The following is a 20091-nucleotide window of genomic DNA, read 5'->3' as shown; positions in this document are numbered from 1 at the left end:
GTACAGGCCTTTTGCGAATGAATTCGCTCCTACGGAATCAAGTTCACATGTGAGCTTTTCTGTGGGAACGGAGTCATCCGCGAAGAGGCCAGTAAAGTTCAGCGCAAAGTCAGATCACATTGAAGCCATGGGTCCCGTCGCGACCCAGTTGCTCCACCAGACCAAACTCCCAGTCCAGATAAGCCTGCATCGCCTCGCGTGGTGCATCAGTGCCTTCATAGGGGCGGCGATAGCGATCAATGCGTGGCGAGGCCAGGTGACTTTCGCCGTGCTCCAGTGGCAGGCCAGCCTTGATCCAGCTGGCGGTCCCGCCGTTGAGCAGGAACACCTGCCTGCCGGTCAAGGCCTCTACCTCGGCCACTGCCAGACGGGCCAGACGACTGCTGCCGCAAGTCAGCACATAACGTTCGGCACTGGGCACTTTGCTCAGGGCCTGTGCGAGATCCGCCCGCAATGTCCACCATGCGCCGGGGATGTGCTGCTTGACGTAGTTGGCGCTGGCGGTGAAGTCGAGCACCGCGACATTGTCGTCGGCCTGCCATTGGGCCAGGGTTTCAGGGCTGATTTCCTCGACCTGAGGCGGCGTCGGGAAAGGAGCATCCCAGTCACCTGTTTCGCTGAAATCCGCCGCTTGCAGATCATCGATCACGAACACTTCCCAGCCCAGTTGCGCCAGCCACGAAGCCGACATGTTGGCCCGTACGCCGTCATCGTCCACCAGCACCAGACGCGCACCGCGCACGCTGGCGAAGTGATCGGTTTCCTGCACCAGTTGCCCGCCGGGCGTGGAGCGAGCCGCAGGCAGGTGGCCTTTGGCGAATTCTTCCGGTGTGCGTACATCGAACAGATACGTGGTTCGTGTGGCGTCGTCCTGCCAGCGTTGCAGGTCGGCGCGGCTGGCGCGTTGTACGCCGGCCTTGTCGGCAACCTTGCGGGCATCGGCACTGGCCACTTCACGAGTTTCCTCGCTGACTGCCGCGAAACGACGTGCCTGACCGTGATCCAGTGTCTGTCCGGCCAGCAGCCAGCCGATGGTGCCGTTACGCAGTGCGTTGATCTGATTGGGAAGACCCGCGTTGACCAGCGACTGTGTGCCAATGATGCTGCGGGTACGTCCGGCACAATTGACGATGATCCGGGTGTTCGGATCCGGCGCCAGTTCCCGTGCGCGCAGCACCAGTTCTGCACCCGGCACGCTGATCCCGCTGGGGATGCTCATGGTCTGATACTCGTCATAACGACGGGCGTCGAGCACCACCACATCAGCCTTGCTATCGAGCAGGGCCTTGACCTCTTCGGCCGACAGGGAAGGGGTATGGCGATGATGTTCAACCAGTTCGCCAAAGGCCTTGCTGGGTACGTTGACGTCGATAAACAGTTCGCCACCCGCATCGCGCCAGCCCTGCAGGCCGCCATCGAGCAGTTTGACGTCGCTGTAGCCAAGGCCCTGCAAGCGTTGCAGGGCAATCTGCGCCAGGCCTTCGCCATTGTCATAAAGGGTGATGGCGGTATCGCGGCGCGGAATGCGCGAGAACACTTCCAGCTCCAGCTTCGACAGCGGGATATTGGCTGCGAACAGCGGGTGCGCTTCAGCGAACGGGGCTTCTTCGCGCACATCCACCAGCGCGGTTTCCCGGCGTTCCAGCAGCGCTTGGCGAATGTCGGCAAAGGTTCGGGTCGATTGTGTGGTCATTGGGCTTTGCTCTCTTTTGACAGGTCCCAGATATTCGGGAGAAAGGCGTTGGAATAACCGGAAATGAACAGTTTTTCGGTGCCGTCCGGCTCATAGACGGCACGCTTTACCGCGCCGATGTTGGCGCCGTAGACATGAATGCTGATCGACACTTGATCGCTGAAGGCGTTACTGACCTGGTGGACATCGTTGCTGCGTGGCGACAGGGCCTCCACGTGGCCGGGCTCCAGGCGAATCGCCGGGCCTTCGCGCTCCAGGCGTCCATCGGGGCTGCGAACGAAACCCTGTGAGTATTCGGCGCCACGCAACATGCCGATCAGGCCCCAGACCCGATGGTCGTGAATCGGCGTGCTCTGGCCCGGCCCCCATACGAAGCTGACAATCGAGAAGCGCTGCCGGGAATCGGCATGCAGCAGGAATTGCTGATAGCGGGTCGGGTCGGGGATCGCGAATTCGTCAGGTAGCCAGTCGTCATGGCTGACCAATTGTGAAAGCAGTTTGCCGCCACGATGCAAGAGATCTCCCTCGCGCGGGTTGCCATCGATAAGCTCGGCCAGTGCTCCGATGAAGGCCCTGAGTCGTTCCGGGTGTCGAGTCTGTGTCATATCCATTCCAGGGCTGGTTGATGCCTGAATGAATGTAAACATAATGTGAGATCTTAATATGCTATTTTTTTATGATTAGGTTATAACGAAAAGCTCTTTAATACTTTTTTGCGAGCCGGGACTTTCGTGAATGATTCGCTCTTGTCGCGTGAAGGCAGCTATTCAGAATCCTGAAATCCCACTATGCTTTTTGCCTATGTTCTTTTTATATTTTTATGTGCGGTCCGAATGAAAATTGATGATATCGATGCTTTCGTTGCAGTGATTCGTTGTCAGTCGATCAGCCATGCGGCGGATTCGCTGGATTTGACTCAGCCTGCGATTACCCGCCGGGTACAGAATTTCGAGCAGGCGCTGGGTGTCGAGTTGTTCGACCGCAACACCAAGCCGCTCAAACCCACGCCGATCGGCATGCAGGTCTATCAAAAGTGCCTGGCGATCCTGCGTGAGATGGACTCGTTGCGAGAACTCGTAGCCAGCGATACACCGCCCAGCGGTTTGTTGCGCTTGGGTGTGCCGCAGACCATTGGCGATGTGGTGCTGCTTGATGCGCTCAAGCAACTGCGGGGCGAATTCCCGGATTTACGTGCCCAGGTGGTGACCGGCTGGGGCAGCAACCTGATCGGCAAGATCGAGAACGGTGAGCTGGATGCGGCGGCAGCGCTTTTCCCGGCAGGCAAGATATTCCCGGAAAACATCATCGGCCAATCCATCGGCAAGGTGGAACTGGTGGTGGTTTGCGCCAAAGACGCAGTGATGAAGAAGCCCGGCAAGCTGGCTGACTGTTATGAACAGGGCTGGGTGCTCAACCCGGATGGCTGTGGCTTTCGTGCAGGGCTACAGCGCACCTTGTCCGATCAGGGGCTGAACCTGAAGGTCAACCTGGAAACCTTCGGCACCGAGCTGCAACTGGGTCTGGTTGCCGATGGCATGGGGCTGGGGCTGGTACCGCGTCCATTGCTGGAGCGTAGCGCCCATCGCGAGCAACTGGCGGTACTGCCACTCAAGGACTTCAAGCCGGTGATGGATTTGTGGCTGGTCTACCCGCGTTTCCTCGGCAACCTGCAAGGGCCGGTGGAATCATTCGGCAGTCTGGTGGCGAGGTCGTTGCGGCAGGAACAGGTTGCGGCATGAATGACCAGGCCCCTTCCCGCATGGGTAATCGTGGGAGGGGCCTTGGCCGCGACGGCTAAGTATCAGGCAACCCGTTCCCGAGCCTGACGCTCACGTTCTGCAACCAGTTCCCGAGTCAGCGGGATCAGCTTCTTGCCGTAATCGATTGCATCGTCCAGCGGATCGAAACCACGGATCAGGAACGTGGTGATTCCCAGATCGTAATAATCCAGCAGTGCTTCAGCGACTTGCTCCGGTGTTCCCACCAGCGAAGTGGAATTTCCCTGGGCGCCCAGCAGGCCAGCAATGCCGGTCCACAGGCGTTTGTCCAGACGCGCCCCTTGAGCCGCCGCAGCCAGCAGGCGACGCGAGCCTTCATTTGGCGGTTCGCGACGTACGAAACCATTGCTCTGAGCCAGGGCGGTGGCTTTCTCCAGAATGCTGTCGGCACGCGCCCAGGCTTTCTCTTCGGTCTCTGCCAGGATCGGACGCAATGACAGGCTGAAGCGAATGGTGCGGCCATGTTTGGCCGCTTCGGCGCGGACTTGTTTGACGACATCGCGCACCTGCTCGTAAGTCTCGCCCCACAGCGCATAGACATCGGCATGCTTGCCTGCCACGGCAATCGCTGCGGCGGATGAGCCACCGAAGTACAGAGGGATATGCGGCTGCTGTGGCGATTTGACCTGCGAATGAGCGCCTTCAAACTGGTAATAGGTGCCTTGATGGTCGAACGGCTTGTCGCTGGTCCATTCCTGGCGCACCACGCTCAGGTATTCATCGCTGCGGGCATAGCGCTCGTCCTTGCCGATATGGCTGCCATCGGCACGCAGTTCCTTGTCATCCCCGCCAGTGATGATATGCACGGCAGTGCGCCCGCCATTGAAGACATCCAGCGTCGCGAACTGGCGTGCAGCCACGGTTGGCGAAATGAAACCCGGGCGATGGGCAATCAGAAACTTGAGTCTGGTCGTGACGCTGGCGGCATGAGCGGCAACAAACGCGCTGTCAGGGCTATTGGAGTGATACGCCACCAGCGCCCGGTCGAAGCCTGCGTCTTCATGAGCCTTGGCGACCTTTTCCACGTAGTCGGGCTGAATGGTCGGGCCGCTGCGTGGATGGATTTCAGAACCGGGTTGGGTGGCGATATAGCCGATGAATTCGATGCTCATGACAACTCCTGCCAATGGTAGAGGTCCGTTCGACCTTGTCCAGAGCACCTTAAAGTGATGCAGCACTGCCTGTGAAATTCGATTTTGGTCTAAGTTAATTATAAAAAATATGCATCACTTTTATTGATTATAATCAGTAAGTTTTCGACCTGACTGTGCCATGCCCAGGCACAATCGAGCTTGTGATATCAAGGCTGGGCATGCGCAAGCTGCACGACTTGCTGCATGCCGTTGCCGAAGGGGGCGTGCTTGTCAGTCTGGGGGCACACCGGTGATGCTGCGTGCGTGTGCTGCGACTGCCTCGACGCGAAGTTCGGGAGGCAACTGTGCCTTGTCGGGAAACAGCGTCAGCCAGCGCTGATAGGGGCCGTCAGTCCGATCCATGAAGTCCAGGCCCCAGGTGTGGCAGACATCCGCCCACGCCACGAATGCGTAATCACTTTCCAGCCCCCATGCCCGGCCTTTTTCCAGTACGTGTTCCATCCAGCGGCGGACCTGTTCGTCCGTCTGGTTGGCGAACGCCGATGAGTGGTTCTCGGTGAGCCATTCGTGAAGCTGCTCGATGAACAGCCAGCGATAAGACTGCTCGAATGCGGCCAGTTGCTGTTCGCCCTGTAGCGCAAAACGTGCATCCCAGGCTTGAGGCGGGCCATGGCGGGCAAAGTGTGTGAAAGGGGACTCGGGCTCAGGTTGCCAGCGATGAATCGGTGTCTTGATCCATAAGTCGGTGACAGGCCCCAGCAATGAGTCCAGATGTTCCTGGCGATAGCTCGATAACCAGAAATACATCACGACGGGGTCTGCAAAGCGCAGCAGGCTGTGATTGCCCAGATGGTCCGGCGGCTGGAGGAAATGGCGCAGGTGGCTGGAGACCGTGCGCAAGGGCGCCTGGCTGGTGAAGACACTGGCATACAGGTGCTGGACTGCACTCTGTTGCCATTCGGCAATCAGCGAGGTGCCGACAGGCGCGTGTACCAGAATCGGTCCTTGTTCCTTGAGAGTGGCCAGGCCTGTGCCGAGGTAAAGCGGCTCGATTTCCAGTGGCTCGCTCCGCTGTTGCAGATGGCGAATGGCGTTCGGGTGCAGAGCACCGTCGATCAACATGTAATTGGCCTGATGAGCAGGTGTGAACATCCCTTGTTCCTTTGTCTTGCGGGCGATGCTGCCCGCTGAATGGCATTGCCTCTATCAAGAGTCGTGCCTGAATTTATTTCCCTATTTAAATCAATTGCTTATGTTTTTAACGAGCGATTTTTGATTGTTTTTTGAGCAAATACCTCCGATAAGCTGCGCAAAAAAATGCGCACATGCGCAATATCGTGCGCAGTTGGGTGACTGGCTTGATCCATAAGGGCTGTAGCGGTTTTTATGGCGTTTTTTCTAGAGATGGGTGCGCAAATAGATGCGCATCAAGGCTTGTGGCTACTATTGATGGGTGGGCAGTTAAAAAACGGAGTTCCACAAACGTCATGAAAACAAGGAATGTTTATCATGTGCTCTATTGTGGGTACCTCAATTGATTTGTCTTGAAGAGTCCGTTCATGTCAGTCGAAAAAGCTGAAGTCGTCATTACCTATTGCACCCAATGCCAGTGGCTGTTGCGTGCGGCCTGGCTGGCCCAGGAGTTATTGAGCACGTTCTCGGACGATCTCGGTAAAGTTTCCCTGGAACCGGGTACGGGCGGGGTATTTCGCATCACCTGCGATGGTGTGCAGATCTGGGAGCGCAAGGCCGATGGCGGGTTTCCGGAAGCCAAGGTTCTCAAGCAGCGAGTGCGCGACCAGATTGATCCTCTGCGCGATCTGGGTCATAACGACAGGTCGGGCCAACCCGATACTCAGTGAGTCCTGGCGGTGGCCGAGGGCGTGGTGTCCGATCGATTCATCAGCCCTGAAACCATGATGGCGCTAATGATCAAGGCGCCCCCCAGCAGCATTCTCGGCGAGGGGCTTTCGGCAAATATCAGCCAGGCGAAAGCAATGCCATAGATCGGCTCCATGGCGAACACTATCGCTGCCATTCTTGCCTTTATCACCGCCAGACTGGCGACGAACAGGCTGTGTGCCACACCTGTGCAAAATACGCCAAGCAGCCCGATCCACAGCCAGTCCAGCCTTGAGACATCACCCAGTTCACCGGCCGCAGCAGGCAACAGGCAGACCGCTACGATCAGGTTCTGGCACAACGCAGCCTGCACCGGGGGGACATGTGCAGAGCTTGCGCGATTGACCAGTGACAGCAGCGAGAATGTCAGCCCCGAAAATATGGCCCAGAGCAGGCCCGTGGTCGCCTCGCTGGCAAGGTCGAAATCCGGTGTCACAAGTATCAGCCCGGCACTGACCAGCACCACGAGAAGAATTTCCGTGAGGCGAATCCGTTCGCGAAAGAACAGGCCTTCGAGAATGACCGTAAAGGCCGGAAAGCTGGCAAAGCCCAGAGTCGCAACCGCCACGCCCGATATTTTCACCGCCATGAAGAACGTGACCCAATGGGCACTCAGCAACACACCGCTGAGCAGCAGTTGTGCCCAATGCCTTATGCGCAGAGATGCCCAGGCGGTATTGCGGGCGAAATGGATGAAGAGCCACAAGGCAACCGCTGCAAAGGCTGCGCGTCCGAAAACGATGACCGAAGGCGAGGCGGCAGCCAGCTTGCCGAGTACACCGGCAAGGCCAAACATCAGGGCGCCGATATGCAAGGCGCCGAGGGCGGAGCGCTGATTCATTCTGATCCCTGAAAGCAGTGAAGTGTGTGAGTTCATGGCAGGGGCGGAGTATGTCATTACACGGTCATATCGGTGTCACATCCAGTTAACCCATATGCCGCACTCTCGTGGAAAACCTGCCGGAGGTCTTCCCATGAGCAGTGCTCAGCTTGCCAAACCCAGCTCCAAGCAACGTGTGCGGACCTTGTGGATTTCAGATGTGCATCTGGGCACTCGCGATTGTCAGGCTGAACATCTGTCGGCTTTCCTCAAGCGCTATCAGGCCGACAAGGTTTATCTGGTCGGCGACATCATAGACGGCTGGAAGCTGCGCAGCGGCATGTACTGGCCTCAGGCGCACACCAACGTGATTCGCCGCTTGCTGACCATGAGCAAGCGCGGCACCGAGGTGATTTACATCACCGGGAACCATGATGAGTTCCTGCGCCGTTACTCGAAGCTGATCCTGGGCAATATCCAGCTTGTGGATGAAGTCGAGCACGTGACGGCGGACGGCCGTCGATTGCTGGTGATTCATGGCGATCAGTTCGACGTCATCACGCGCTATCACCGCTGGCTGGCTTTTCTGGGGGATTCGGCCTACGAGTTCACGCTGACTCTCAATCGCTGGCTCAACCACTGGCGGGCAAAATATGGCTACGGTTACTGGTCGCTGTCGGCGTATCTGAAGCACAAGGTCAAGACGGCGGTGAATTTCATCAGCGACTTCGAGGAAGCCATCGCCCACGAATGTGTGAAGCGCGGGCTCGATGGCGTGGTGTGCGGGCATATCCACCACGCTGAAATTCGCATGGTTGGAGAAGTGGAATACCTCAATTGTGGCGATTGGGTAGAGTCCTGCACCGCCTTGATCGAGCATCTGGACGGTACCATCGAACTGTTTCGTCTGGCCGATGCGCATCTTCAGCAAAAGGCTGCTGCGCCGCAGGAGCCGGTCGCTGAGTCGGTCGTTTGATGCTGTCTAGAACGGCACCTTGCCCAGCAGCATGTCCCGGTACATGACGAAGTCGCCGAGCAGGCTGTAGAACGGGTGCTTGAAAGTGGCCGGCCGGTTTTTCTCGAAGAAGAAATGCCCCGCCCATGCAAAGCCGTAACCGGCAACGGGCAGTAGCCACAACAGCCACCATCTGCCGCTGCCGATTCCAAATGCCAACAGGAAGATCACCAGACTGGTGCCGATGAAGTGCAGGCGTCGGCTGGTGCTGCTGCGGTGTTCCTGCAGATAGAAAGGATAGAACTCAGCGAAGCTCGTGAACTGTTTGACGTGATCCATGATGCCCACCCTCATGTCGGTCTGACCTGAGTCTAGCCGAGTGAGGGCAAGCCTTGCATCAGTGCCGCCAGAATGCCGGTACGCAAAGCACCAGAACAGTGATGATCTCCAGACGGCCCAGCAGCATGCCAGCGGACAGAATCCATTTCGCAGCATCCGGCAGAGTGGAGAAGTTGCCCGCTGGCCCGATGATTTCTCCCAGCCCAGGGCCCACGCCTGAAACCGTGCTTGCAGCACCGGTCAGGGCAGTCATCCAGTCCAGGCCCAGCAGTGAAAGCAGCAGCGCGATCACGCAGATGGTGATGGTGAAGAAGAACGAAAAGGTCAGGATCGAACGTACGATTTCGTCGTCGAGCCTGTGCCCGTTGTACTTCTGCTTGATGACGGCGCGCGGGTGGATCAACTGATTGAGGTTGGCGCGCAGCAGGATATAGGCCACCTGGAAGCGAAATATCTTCACGCCACCGGCGGTCGAGCCGGAGCAGCCACCAATGAAGCCCAGATAGAAAAACAGCATCAGCGAGAAATTGCCCCACAGGCTGTAGTCGCCCAGTGCGAAGCCGGTGGTGGTGACGACCGAGGTCACGTTCAAGGCCACGTGACGCAGTGCGTCGCTCCAGGGCAGGTCGGTGGTCGCGCCGTACCACAGAGTCATCATGAGCCAGGTGACCAGTAGCAGGCCGAGCAACCCTTGAACCTGTTCATCCTTGATCAACGCCTTGCGATTGCCGCGCAGTGTTGCCACGTACAGCGTAAAGGGCAGGCTGCCGAGGATCATCACCACGATTGCGACCCAATGCACGGCAGGCTGTGGCCACTTGGCCAGGGAAAGATCGGAGGTGGAGAAACCGCCTGTGGAGATCGCAGACATCGCATGGTTGATTGCGTCGAACAGGCTCATGCCCGCCGCCCAGAAGGCAAGGCTGCCCAGAGCGGTAAAGCCGACGTAGGCCAGGACGATGAACTTGGCCACCATATGTGAGCGTGGCATGACCTTTTCCGAGCGGTCGGAGGACTCGGTCTGGAACAGGCGCATGCCGCCGATGCGCAGCAGGGGCAGGATCGCTACCGCCATGCCGATGAAGCCGATGCCGCCCAGCCAGTGCAGCATGGAGCGCCAGATGAGAATCCCCGGAGACGCGCTGTCCAGATTGCTGAGCACGGTCGAGCCAGTGGCGGTGATCCCCGACATGCTCTCGAAGAACGAATCGGTGTAGCTGATGTGCTGGGTCAGCAGGAAGGGCAGGGCGGCGAAGATGCAGACGATGATCCAGCTGGAAACCGTGAGCATGTACATGTCCCGCGGACGCAGATGGACATGCTCCGGCCGGCCCGGCACCACAAGCGCCAGGCCCGCGATGAAGGTAATGGCGCTGGCCCACAGAAAGGAGCGCAGGTCTTCGAAACGCTCGTATATGACGAGTGTTGCCATGGGCACGATCATGGCAACCGCCAGAGTGATCAGGAATATGCCGATGATGAAACCGATGATGCGGAGGGTCGGCAACGCCATGAACTGCTCTGACTGAAATAGGGAAAGGCGGCCATTTTACCTGTGCCTGAGTGCATGTAAACCGACAGGCAAAGGTCATCGGTGGTAAGTAATTGCTCGACGTGCTCGTTATTGACTCTGAACACACTCTAGAATGCCCGATCAATTCTCAAGGAGGTCGCCCATGGAGGCTCTCGACGTTTTGCTCAATCGTGTTTCGGTCCCGCGATTGGTCGATCCCGCCCCGGATGCTGCACAGCGGGAAATCCTGTTTGGTGCAGCCTTGCGCTCACCCGATCATGGCCAGTTGCGGCCTTATCGTTTCATTACTGTCGAAGGTTCGGCCCGTGAGCGCATGGGCGAACTGCTGGTCGAGGCGCTGCAGGAGGGTGGTGGCGAAATTACGCCTCAGGCACTGAACAAGGCGCGTCTCGGGCCGCTGCGTGCTCCGTTGGTGGTCGTGGTGGTTGCGCGCTTGCAGGATCATTTCAAGGTGCCGCGCAAGGAACAACTGATCACTGCCGGCTGTGCCGCGCATGCCGTGCTGCTGGCCGCTTATGCCCAGGGCGTCGGAGCGGTATGGCGTACCGGTGATCTGTCGTACTCACCCCATGTCGCCAAGGGCTTCGGGCTGGCCGATGACGAGGAAGTCATTGCCTTCCTGTATCTGGGCACGCCGCAGAACCCGCCCCGTGAAGCTGCGAAAGTGGACGGGGCGGGTTTTGTCAGCGAATGGCAGGGTTGATTGCAGGTCGCTCTGATGAGCGACCAGGATCGATCAGTTTGTCTGCGGGTTGACGGGCTCTAGCGGTATTTCCAGTGTGGCAATGAAGCCGCCTTCCGGATGATTGCCCAGCGTCAGGCTGCCGCCATGACGCTCCGCCGCCCGCCTGGCAATGGCCAATCCCAGGCCATGGCCAGGAGCCGTCTGGCCGGGCGCGCGGTAGAACGGTTCACCCAGTTGTGACAGGTGCTCTTCTGCGGCGCCGGGGCCGTGATCGCGCACGCTCAGCTTTATATGGTTATCCGTGCGCACAGCCTGCACGTCGATGGGCTGGCCTGGCGGATTGAAGCGCAAGGCGTTACGCAGCAGGTTGTCCACGGCACGTTCGAGCATGTCCGGCCAGCCTTGCAGTTGCAGGTTGTCCTCGACCTGAACCTTGATGCTCTGTTGGGCGTTGTCCAGTTGCGTGTCGTTTTTCAGGCGTTGCAACATCGTGCTCAGATCCACGGGTTCCGGGCTGCCAAAGTCGGCATCCACGCGAGCCAGAGCAAGAATCTCACTGATCAAGGCTTCCAGGCGGTCGCATTCACGGCCCAGGCGTGGCCAGAGCTTTTCTCGTTCTGCCGGCTCTGCGCGCTCGGCCAGCGCCAGGGCAATACGAAGTCGTGCGAGGGGCGAGCGAAGTTCATGGGACACGTCACGGAGTAACTGGCGCTGGCTGCCGATCAGGCTTTGCAGGCGGGCGCCCATGCGGTTGAAGTCAGTCGCCAGTACACCGAACTCGTCGCGGCGGTTGGCCAGTTGCGCCAGGCTGTGTTGCTGATAGCTGGTTTGTCCCAGGTCATGCACGGCACCGCGCAGTCGACTCAGTGGCCGGGTGATGGAGAGTGTCACCAACAGGCTGAACAGGGTCAGCACCACCAGCGCGATACCCAAGGCACTCAGCGGCCACATCAGGCTTTGGCGATGCCATTCTTCGATTTCGGGATGCGGGATGCGGAAGATCAGCAGGTAGGTGATGCCGGTGCTGTCGCTGGTGTATTCGGTGGTCAGGCGTCGCCATGGCAATTGGCGCGCATCGTCCTGCTGACGGGCTTCAAAAGCCGCCGCTCGCGGGGGAAAGGTCCCGAGTACCACGGATTCGCCGTTGTCATTGAGCACCTGTACATCGATCCGGTAACGACGTTTTATGCTCTGCAGATAATCCTGGGCCGTGGCTGCGCCTTGTTCTTCATAAACCTGCACCCATTTTTTCGGAAGATCGTTCAGGACCGGATGACGGCTGAGGATCCAGGCATCCTGATTGAGCATATGCCCAAGCAGAATCGACAGGCCTGCAACCAGGGCTATGGCTAACCAGAAGCTGGCCAGGATTCGCCAGAACAATGAACGCACAGGATGACCTCAATGGAGAAACCCGACATGCGTTGGCATGCCGGGTTTTAGCTAAGTGAGCAGGCTCACAATCAGGGCAATTATTGCGCCTTTTTTGCCTTTTCTGCTTTCCAGGCTTTGAATTCAGCCCATTCAGCGCGGCGTTCTTCCTGCTTTTTCCGAATCTCGTCGAATTGCTTCTGTTGATCAGGCTTGAGCAGGGCGCGGATATCGCTATCGGTCTTGGCCTTTTTCGCGTCCAGTTCTTCTTTCATGGCTTTCTGGTCTGCGGGGGACAGCTTGGCCAGATAGCGTTCAGTGACGTCACGGCGGCTGTGCATCTGCTCGCCCAGCAATTTTCCGATATCGCGGCGTTGTTCGCGAGTCAGGTCCAGGTCAGCGAAAGGGCCAGGGCCACGTTTCAGCTCTGGGCCAGGGCCACGATGATCACGATCCTGATGCAGGCCTGGAGCATCAAGGTCCGGGCCGCCAGGTGGTGGAACGGCCATGGCGACGGTAGGCAGGGCTGCTGCGAACATCAAAGCGATCAGGGTCTTGCGCATGGTGTATCTCCTTGTCTCTGGTGCGGCTCGATGCCGTTGGAGCCCAGTTTAGGGAGATCAAGGTCAAGGGCGGTCAGCCCAGGGTAAAGCTTGTGTAAAGCGAACCGGCACCAGGATTTACCAAGCGCCGAGGCTTTGTTTACAGGCTGTAGAAATAACCGCGGCTGCGCAGTGCCACGATACGTGGCCGGCCATCGGGGTGTGGGCCGATCTTCTTGCGCAGGTTGCTGACGTGCATGTCCAGGCTGCGATCATAGAGTGTCAGTTTGCGCCCCAGTGCCAGTTGGGCCAGTTCCTGCTTGTCCAGAGGTTCGCCCGGCTGACGCAGCAGCGCTTCGAGCAGGCGGCTTTCGGAAATGGTCAGGGTCAGTTCTTTTTCATCGATGCTGACAACGCCACGTACCGGGCTGAAACACAGGTCGCCCAGTTCAAGCTGGCTGGGTGTGGCAACCGGGTGACTGCGGCGCAGTACTGCACGCAGCCTGGCCGTCAACTCCCGAGGGTCGCAGGGCTTGGCCAGATAATCGTCGGCGCCCAGCTCAAGGCCAAGGATACGGTCCAGAGGTTCGCCACGGGCCGAGAGCATCACAACCGGAAGGTCGGGGTGGTCAGTGCGCAGTTGCTTGAGCAATTCTAGGCCGCTGCCATCGGGCAGCATCACATCCAGCACAACGGCAGACGGAGCGGTTTCAGCCAGTGCCCGACGCGCGCTGTGGCCGTCGTGACAGGCGCGTACCTGAAAACCTTCCTGGTTCAGCCAACTGCTCAGAAGCTCACATAGCTCCTGATCATCATCAATTAGTAACAGCTCGCTCATGACTCACTCAATTTAGCCATTGCTGACGTTGCTTACGTCGGCCGCCGACAAATATACCGCACACAAGGGCAGTCACCGCAACGCCACCGCCTGCAACGAACCATTGTTGCTGTTCGGTCAGGACTCGTGAGGAGGCGACGGATTGCGCTTCTTTGAGTTGCAGCTTGAGCCTTTGGTTCTCTTGACGCAAACGTGCCAACTGCGCGCTTTCACGCTCTATATCGGCATTCTGCGCCTGCTTGAGCTGTTCCTCACGCAGACGCTCGCTTTCCTTGAGTCGTTGCTGAAGCTCGGCAATCTGGCTGGCAGGGCTGGGCAAATGCAATGCCTGCACTGTGCCGGAGGCACTGGTTTCTTCGGCCTGAACTTCAACGTTTACCGCCAACACCATCATCAACAGATACAACGCACCTGAACGCATCTGAACTCCCTTGATAGAGCCGTTTCTATTAGAAATATCGATGAGGTTGTCGGCAGGAAGGCGGGAATGATGAGCAAAGGGGAGGTATGCGTAGGAGCGAATTCATTCGCGAGACGGTGCTTTTCGCGAATGAATTCGCTCCTACGCGCAATAGCTGATTTACGGCAGGACTTGCTTGAACGGCTTGACCACAACATTGCCATAGACGCCAGCTGCAACGAACGGATCAGCCTTGGCCCAGGTTTCGGCGGCGCTCAGGGACTCGAACTCGGCGACGATCAGGCTGCCGCTGAAACCGGCCGGACCCGGATCGTTGCTGTCTACCGCTGGATGTGGACCGGCCAGCACCAGACGGCCTGCGTCCTTGAGGGCGTTGAGGCGCTCAAGATGAGCAGGACGTACGCTCAGGCGTTTTTCCAGCGAGTCGGCAACATCTGTAGCAATGATGGCGTAGAGCATGTCAGTCCTCGGTTTTGGTGGTGGAAGAAGGTGCCGCGTCACTCAGGTGACGGCTCAGGTAAATGCCTTGAGCGACCAGGAAGATCAGGGTCATTGCCAGGCTGCCGAAGACTTTGAAGTCGACCCAGAAGTCTTGATAGGTAAAGGCCACATACAGGTTGGCCGCACCGCAGAAGACAAAGAACAGGATCCAGGCAACGTTGAGCTTGACCCAGACGGCAGCGGGCAGGTTCAGGGCATGGCCCATGACACGCTGGATCAGTGGACGATCACCGATGAAATGGCTGCCGGCGAATGCCAGGGCAAACAGCCAGTTGACCACTGGCGCTTTCCACTTGAGGAAGGTTTCGCTGTGAAAGGCCAGGGTCAGGCTACCGAAGACCAGGCAGGCGATCAGGGTCAGCCACTGGCTTTTTTCCAGTTTGCGCTGCTTGATGTAAAGGATTCCGTATACGACCACGGAGCTTACGATCAGCATCGCGGTTGCACTGAAAATCCCGCCTAGCATGTAACTGTTGCCCAGGATGTCGACGGCGCGAGGTTCGGTCTTGTAGACGATGAAAAACAGGAGCAGCGGGATGAAGTCTAGGAATTGTTTCACAATGGCAGCCAGAAGCAGGATGTGACGGCATAATAACAAACATCAAAGACAGCGAAAGCACCCCAATATGAATGTTGACCTGCACTGCCACAGCACCGCTTCGGATGGCTCTCTTGCGCCAGCGGCTGTGGTTGCCCGTGCCTATGAAAACGGCGTGCGCGTCCTTTCCCTGACCGACCATGACACGGTCGAAGGCCTTGAAGAAGCCCGTGCGGCTGCGCATTCGCTGGGGATGCAGCTGGTCAACGGGGTTGAATTGTCCTGCACCTGGGGCGGCGCGACCATTCATGTTCTGGGCTACGGATTCGATGTGAATGCCCTGGCGCTGGTCGATGCAATCAGCCGTTTGCACGAAGGCCGCTGGCTGCGGGCCGAAGAAATCAGTCGCAAATTGGCGATAAAAGGTATGCCTGGAGCGCTGGAAGGTGCCCGGGCGATCCAGCAGGAGCTGGGAGACAGCGGTAATGCACCGGCCCGTCCGCACTTTGCGGACTTTCTGGTACGTGCCGGCTTCGTCAAGGACCGCTCTGAAGCGTTTCGCAAGTGGCTGGGGGCGGGCAAGCTGGGTGATGTGAAGCAGCATTGGCCGACTCTGGAAGAAACAGTCGCCACTTTGCGGGCTTCAGGTGCCTGGGTCAGCCTTGCGCATCCATCGCATTATGACTTCACGCGCAGTAAACGGCGTAAACTGGTCGCCGATTTCATCCAGGCTGGTGGCCACGCCATCGAAGTGGTGAATGGCATGCAACCGGCCGATCAGGTCGGGACCCTGGCAATACTGGCCCGTGAGTTCGGCTTGCTGGTTACGGCCGGCAGCGACTTTCACGGCCCAGGTGCCTGGTCCGAGATCGGTATATACCGGCCATTGCCCGAGGATCTGCCGCCACTGTGGTGCAGATTCAAACATGAACAGCCTCCAGCCTCCGTCTGAACAGGAAGTTACCGTGAGTCAATTTTTCCAGGTCCACCCGGAGAACCCGCAACCGCGTCTGATCAAACAGGCCGCGGAAATCATCAAGGCCGGCGGGCTGGTGGTGTACCCGACCGATTCGTCCTATGCGCTGGGCTGCCAGATCGGCGACAAGAGCGCCATCGAGCGTATCCGCCGTCTGCGCCAACTGGACGACAAGCACAATTTCACCCTGATGTGCTGCGACCTGTCGCAACTGGGCCTGTTCGCCAAGGTCGATACCGGTGCCTTTCGAGCGCTCAAGGCTCATACGCCGGGGCCTTACACCTTTATTCTGAATGCAACCCGTGAAGTGCCGCGCCTGATCCTGCACCCCAAGCGCCGTACCATTGGTCTGCGCGTGCCCAGCCATCCGATTGCTCAAGCGTTGCTGGAGCAACTGGGCGAGCCGTTGATGAGCGTCAGCCTGATCATGCCCGGTGACAGCGTGCCGCTGAGCGATCCTTATGAGATGCGCCAGATTCTGGAGCATCAGGTGGACCTGATCATCGATGGCGGCATGGGCGGCATTTCGGCTTCCACGGTCATCAGCCTGGCTGACGGCGAACCACAGATCGTGCGTGTCGGCTGTGGTGATCCCACGCCGTTCGGTGAAGAAGCGTAATGACGAACCTGGAAACGGTAGACAGCCAGGCCGATGCCCAGCAGGAGCTGCCGTTCGCTCTGGTCTACGGGCAGGCGGTCACGCAAATGCCGCTGGACCTTTATATCCCGCCTGATGCTCTGGAAGTCTTTCTTGAGGCGTTTGAAGGCCCGCTCGACCTGCTGCTGTACCTGATCCGCAAACAGAACATCGATATCCTCGACATCCCGGTAGCGGAAATCACCCGTCAGTACATGGGGTATGTCGAGCTGATGAAAACCGTGCGCCTGGAACTGGCCGCGGAATATCTGGTGATGGCCGCGATGCTGGCCGAGATCAAATCTCGGATGCTGCTGCCGCGTTCGGCAGAAGTGGAAGAGGATGAAGAGGACCCGCGTGCCGAGCTTATCCGTCGCCTCCAGGAGTACGAGCGTTTCAAGGCTGCTGCTGAAGGGATCGATGGCTTGTTGCGGGTCGGGCGCGATGTGATAGTGCCCAAACTCGATGCGCCCGAAGCGAGGGCGCGCAAGCTGTTGCCGGACGTGAGTCTGGAAGAGGTCCTGATGTCCATGGCCGAGGTGCTGCATCGGGGCGACATGTTTGAAAGCCATCAGGTCAGCCGCGAGGCATTGTCGACCCGCGAGCGCATGAGTGATGTGCTGGAGAGGCTCAAGGGCGGCGGTTTTGTGCCTTTTGCCGAGTTGTTCACTGCAGAAGAAGGGCGCCTTGGCGTGGTCGTGACCTTCATGGCTGTGCTTGAACTGGTCAAGGAATCCTTGGTCGAGCTGGTCCAAAACGAGCCCTTTGCGGCGATCCATGTCCGGGCGCGAGCCGAGTAGAGCAAGAACTGAATCATGAACCTCAATGAACCCCGCGAACTGGCCCCGCTGCTTGAAGCATTTCTGCTGGCCTCTGGAAAGCCGCAGACGCTGGAGCGCTTGTACGAGCTGTTTGAGGAGGGCGAGCGCCCGGAGCCATCGGTCTTCAAGAAGGCTTTGCAGGTGCTGAGCAAGTCCTGTGACGGGCGGGCTTTCGAGCTCAAGGAGGTTGCTTCAGGCTATCGCTTGCAGATTCGCGAGCGTTTTTCACCCTGGGTCGGGCGTTTGTGGGAAGAGCGCCCGCAGCGTTATTCCCGCGCCATGCTGGAAACCCTGGCGCTGATTGCCTACCGTCAGCCGATTACCCGTGGCGAGATCGAGGATGTGCGTGGCGTGGCGGTCAACAGTCATATCGTCAAGACGCTGCTGGAGCGCGAGTGGATCAGAATCGTGGGTTATCGCGACGTGCCCGGCAAACCCGCCATGTTTGCGACCACCAAGGGCTTTCTCGATCACTTCAACCTCAAGAGTCTTGAAGAACTGCCACCGCTGGCCGATTTGCGCGAGATGGAGACCGAGCCTGTGCTTGAGTTCGACGATGCGCCGGTCCCGGCGCATTTGCAGGCCCTGGCCGATGCCAGCCTGGATGTCGATGAAGATGAGCCTGAAGCACCACGGGATGAAACCAGCTTCCGCAGCCTGTTGCTTGAACTCGACTCCATGGAGCAGGGTCTGAAGACCGACTTCGATGATCTGTTGGTCGAACAACCCGATAAAGAGCCCGAAGACGACGTTTGACGGTGGAATTCATTCGCGAAAAGACCCTATGAGCAGCACCAAGAACCCCTGTATCAGCCTCTGCAAGTTTGACGACGACATCTGTCTGGGATGCGGTCGCAGCAAGCGGGAGATCAAGGCCTGGAAGAAACTCGACAAGGACGACAAGCGCACCGTGCTTGCCGAATCGGCCATGCGTCTGGCGAAGCTGAAGACCACCGGTCGTAAAAAGAAGAAGTGACCGGCAGATTTTCGACTAGCCTTGGATGCGCAACCGGCTGCATGAGCGTATGATTCGCGACCCTTTGGCGAATCCTCTTCGCCCAGGCTTAAAGTATTTCGCCTTGCGGCTATCCACAGCGCGCACGGCAGCAGGTCTTGCCGGTCCTCGGCAATCCCTGATTCGACACACCGGGAGGTGCCCAGATGAGTGAAAAAGACACGCAGGACAGCCAGGAAATCGGACCCGCAGGTGAAAAACTGCAGAAGGTTCTGGCACGTATTGGCGTCGGTTCGCGCCGTGACGTCGAGGCCTGGATCAGCCAGGGCCGCATCAAGGTCAATGGCCGTGACGCCACCCTTGGTCAGCGCGTAGACCTGCATGACGCCATTACCGTTGACGGCCGCGTCATCAAGCGCGAAGAGGCGGCCGAAACGGTACGCCGCGTCATCATGTACAACAAGCCGGACGGCGAGATCTGCACCCGTGACGACCCGGAAGGCCGTCCAACGGTGTTCGACCGCCTGCCGCGCCCGAAGGAAGGCCGCTGGATCAATATCGGTCGCCTGGACATCAACACCACCGGTCTGCTGATGTTCACCACCGACGGTGAGCTGGCCAACCGCCTGATGCACCCGTCTTTCGAGATGGACCGCGAATACGCGGTACGTGTCCGTGGTGAAGTCGATGACGACATGCTGTTGCGCCTCAAGAACGGCGTGATCCTTGAAGACGGTCCTGCACGTTTCACTGACATTCAGCAGGCGCCGGGCGGTGAAGGCTTCAACCACTGGTATCACTGCGTGGTGATGGAAGGCCGTAACCGTGAAGTGCGTCGTCTCTGGGAATCCCAGGGGCTGGTGGTCAGCCGTCTGAAGCGCGTTCGTTACGGGCCGGTATTTCTCAACTCGGACCTGCCGATGGGCCGCTGGCGTGAAATGAGTCAGCAGGAAGTCGATATCCTGGCTGCCGAAGTCGGCCTTACGCCTGTGGCCCAGCCGCAGATGAACGCCAAGACCAAAGACAAGCTGGAGCGTTTGCAGCGCCAGTCGTCCCGTCCATTGGGCAAGGGCGAGCGTGTGCGGACCCTGCGTCCGGCCAATGGCGCACCGGCTACCGGCGAGCGCGCACCGCGTCAGCCGCAGGTCACTGGCAGCGATCGTGATCGTCCTCGTGGCGATTCCACCCAGCGTCCGCCACGCAAGGACTCGGGTAAACCAGGTTCGCGTTCGCCGCGTCCTGCCGATAACGGCCGTGGTACGCCGGTTGCCGAGCGTCCAGGTGACGTGAGCAAGCGTCCAGCCAAGCCTTCGCCAAAGCGCGCAGGTATCAAGCTGGTCGACGATGATGCTCCATCGGGCAAGCGCCGTGGTCCACCGGCCGGTTCCGGTCAGCGTCCTGGTTTTGGGCGTCGCAAGCCGCAGTAAGTGTTCAGGTAAATAAAAAACGCCAGTTTCGACTGGCGTTTTTTTATGGCTTTCATTTAATGAGCGCTCATAAATGCGCCTTGTTTGAAGTTGTCTCGCCAAGTTGTCAGAGGCATATGAATTGATTTATTGATGTTAATGATTCTCGTTACTTGGAAGGTCAGCCAAACCAATGGGAAATCAGTCTCTTGCAGTCGGGCTCGATGTGCGTCTGGCTTGCGTTGCGTGTGCTTTACAGTCTTGAAGAGTGATACCTGAAAAGTT

The 20091-nt window shown here is 58.6% G+C and carries 23 protein-coding genes; 10 read left to right on the top strand and 13 right to left on the bottom strand.

All coding sequences use genetic code 11. The features are described from left to right. Positions 1-109: 109 nt before the first annotated feature. Positions 110-1693 (bottom strand): rhodanese-related sulfurtransferase, encoded by a 1584-nt coding sequence (locus tag JL015_RS17555; protein WP_201019357.1) that lies wholly within the window; start codon positions 1691-1693, stop codon positions 110-112. Then, positions 1690-2298: a cysteine dioxygenase family protein gene (locus JL015_RS17550; RefSeq protein ID WP_201019356.1), complete on the bottom strand. Its 609-nt coding sequence runs from the start codon at positions 2296-2298 to the stop codon at positions 1690-1692. The genes JL015_RS17555 and JL015_RS17550 overlap by 4 nt, the downstream gene beginning before the upstream one ends. A 228-nt stretch (positions 2299-2526) precedes the next feature. On the opposite strand from JL015_RS17550, the gene JL015_RS17545 reads away from it, so the two are divergent. Further along, positions 2527-3432, top strand: coding sequence for a LysR family transcriptional regulator (locus tag JL015_RS17545; protein ID WP_200999877.1), 906 nt, complete (start codon positions 2527-2529; stop codon positions 3430-3432). A gap of 62 nt (positions 3433-3494) precedes the next feature. On the opposite strand, the gene JL015_RS17540 is transcribed toward JL015_RS17545, so the two are convergent. Both JL015_RS17540 and JL015_RS17535 read right to left on the bottom strand, forming a co-directional pair. Beyond that, positions 3495-4583 carry an LLM class flavin-dependent oxidoreductase gene (locus JL015_RS17540; protein ID WP_201019355.1) on the bottom strand — a complete coding sequence of 363 codons (1089 nt, stop codon included), beginning with the start codon at positions 4581-4583 and terminating at the stop codon, positions 3495-3497. Between the two features lie 252 nt (positions 4584-4835). Beyond that, the gene (locus JL015_RS17535; protein WP_201019354.1) at positions 4836-5717 is read right to left on the bottom strand and encodes a DUF4123 domain-containing protein; all 882 of its coding nucleotides are present in this window, start codon (positions 5715-5717) and stop codon (positions 4836-4838) included. A 407-nt stretch (positions 5718-6124) separates the two neighbouring features. Here JL015_RS17535 and JL015_RS17530 point away from each other — a divergent pair, with 407 nt between their 5' ends. Further along, positions 6125-6427 carry a SelT/SelW/SelH family protein gene (locus JL015_RS17530; protein ID WP_200999874.1) on the top strand — a complete coding sequence of 101 codons (303 nt, stop codon included), beginning with the start codon at positions 6125-6127 and terminating at the stop codon, positions 6425-6427. Here JL015_RS17530 and JL015_RS17525 read toward each other — a convergent pair. Next, positions 6421-7308: a DMT family transporter gene (locus JL015_RS17525; protein ID WP_201019353.1), complete on the bottom strand. Its 888-nt coding sequence runs from the start codon at positions 7306-7308 to the stop codon at positions 6421-6423. The genes JL015_RS17530 and JL015_RS17525 overlap by 7 nt on opposite strands. Before the next feature lie 133 nt (positions 7309-7441). Between JL015_RS17525 and JL015_RS17520 the strand changes: the two genes are divergently transcribed. After that, entirely contained in the window at positions 7442-8263 is an 822-nt protein-coding gene (locus tag JL015_RS17520) for a UDP-2,3-diacylglucosamine diphosphatase (RefSeq protein WP_201019352.1), read from the top strand. Positions 8264-8269: 6 nt separating this feature from the next. Here JL015_RS17520 and JL015_RS17515 read toward each other — a convergent pair whose 3' ends face one another. Both JL015_RS17515 and JL015_RS17510 read right to left on the bottom strand, forming a co-directional pair. Beyond that, complete coding sequence (locus tag JL015_RS17515) at positions 8270-8581, bottom strand: DUF962 domain-containing protein (RefSeq protein WP_201019351.1); 312 nt, start codon at positions 8579-8581, stop codon at positions 8270-8272. Between the two features lie 58 nt (positions 8582-8639). Further along, complete coding sequence (locus JL015_RS17510; protein WP_200999870.1) at positions 8640-10094, bottom strand: TrkH family potassium uptake protein; 1455 nt, start codon at positions 10092-10094, stop codon at positions 8640-8642. Positions 10095-10257: 163 nt separating this feature from the next. On the opposite strand from JL015_RS17510, the gene JL015_RS17505 reads away from it, so the two are divergent. Then, positions 10258-10818: a nitroreductase family protein gene (locus JL015_RS17505; RefSeq protein ID WP_201019350.1), complete on the top strand. Its 561-nt coding sequence runs from the start codon at positions 10258-10260 to the stop codon at positions 10816-10818. Between the two features lie 33 nt (positions 10819-10851). Here the strand turns inward: JL015_RS17505 and JL015_RS17500 are convergent, their stop codons facing one another. The 6 genes from JL015_RS17500 to JL015_RS17475 form a co-directional block, all read right to left on the bottom strand. Continuing rightward, the gene (locus JL015_RS17500; RefSeq protein ID WP_201019349.1) at positions 10852-12192 is read right to left on the bottom strand and encodes a sensor histidine kinase; all 1341 of its coding nucleotides are present in this window, start codon (positions 12190-12192) and stop codon (positions 10852-10854) included. A gap of 80 nt (positions 12193-12272) precedes the next feature. Continuing rightward, on the bottom strand, positions 12273-12734 hold the full coding sequence (locus JL015_RS17495; protein WP_201019348.1) for a Spy/CpxP family protein refolding chaperone: 462 nt from the start codon (positions 12732-12734) through the stop codon (positions 12273-12275). A gap of 139 nt (positions 12735-12873) precedes the next feature. Then, entirely contained in the window at positions 12874-13551 is a 678-nt protein-coding gene (locus tag JL015_RS17490; protein WP_200999866.1) for a response regulator transcription factor, read from the bottom strand. 7 nt (positions 13552-13558) lie between these two features. Beyond that, complete coding sequence (locus JL015_RS17485; RefSeq protein ID WP_201019347.1) at positions 13559-13972, bottom strand: translation initiation factor 2; 414 nt, start codon at positions 13970-13972, stop codon at positions 13559-13561. Between the two features lie 159 nt (positions 13973-14131). Then, positions 14132-14431 (bottom strand): YciI family protein, encoded by a 300-nt coding sequence (locus JL015_RS17480; protein WP_117164088.1) that lies wholly within the window; start codon positions 14429-14431, stop codon positions 14132-14134. Between the two features lies 1 nt (position 14432). Next, positions 14433-15032, bottom strand: a complete 600-nt coding sequence (locus JL015_RS17475) for a septation protein A (protein ID WP_201019346.1) — start codon at positions 15030-15032, stop codon at positions 14433-14435. A gap of 67 nt (positions 15033-15099) precedes the next feature. Here JL015_RS17475 and JL015_RS17470 point away from each other — a divergent pair, with 67 nt between their 5' ends. From JL015_RS17470 to rluB, 6 genes are all read left to right on the top strand, one after another. Then, the gene (locus tag JL015_RS17470; protein ID WP_201019345.1) at positions 15100-15963 is read left to right on the top strand and encodes a PHP domain-containing protein; all 864 of its coding nucleotides are present in this window, start codon (positions 15100-15102) and stop codon (positions 15961-15963) included. Positions 15964-15976: 13 nt separating this feature from the next. Beyond that, positions 15977-16606, top strand: a complete 630-nt coding sequence (locus JL015_RS17465) for an L-threonylcarbamoyladenylate synthase (protein WP_200999861.1) — start codon at positions 15977-15979, stop codon at positions 16604-16606. 119 nt (positions 16607-16725) lie between these two features. After that, complete coding sequence (locus JL015_RS17460; protein WP_176767540.1) at positions 16726-17424, top strand: segregation and condensation protein A; 699 nt, start codon at positions 16726-16728, stop codon at positions 17422-17424. A gap of 15 nt (positions 17425-17439) precedes the next feature. Then, positions 17440-18201 (top strand): SMC-Scp complex subunit ScpB, encoded by a 762-nt coding sequence (scpB, locus tag JL015_RS17455; RefSeq protein ID WP_201019344.1) that lies wholly within the window; start codon positions 17440-17442, stop codon positions 18199-18201. 28 nt (positions 18202-18229) lie between these two features. Continuing rightward, positions 18230-18421: a DUF1289 domain-containing protein gene (locus tag JL015_RS17450; RefSeq protein WP_200999859.1), complete on the top strand. Its 192-nt coding sequence runs from the start codon at positions 18230-18232 to the stop codon at positions 18419-18421. A gap of 185 nt (positions 18422-18606) precedes the next feature. Next, positions 18607-19827, top strand: a complete 1221-nt coding sequence (rluB, locus tag JL015_RS17445; protein WP_200999858.1) for a 23S rRNA pseudouridine(2605) synthase RluB — start codon at positions 18607-18609, stop codon at positions 19825-19827. Positions 19828-20091: the final 264 nt, after the last annotated feature.

This window comes from Pseudomonas cichorii, assembly GCF_015471405.1.
Taxonomy (GTDB): Bacteria; Pseudomonadota; Gammaproteobacteria; order Pseudomonadales; family Pseudomonadaceae; genus Aquipseudomonas; species Aquipseudomonas serbiensis.
The sequence above is the reverse complement of the archived record's forward strand: the minus strand, read 5'-3'. Positions and strand labels throughout refer to the sequence as shown.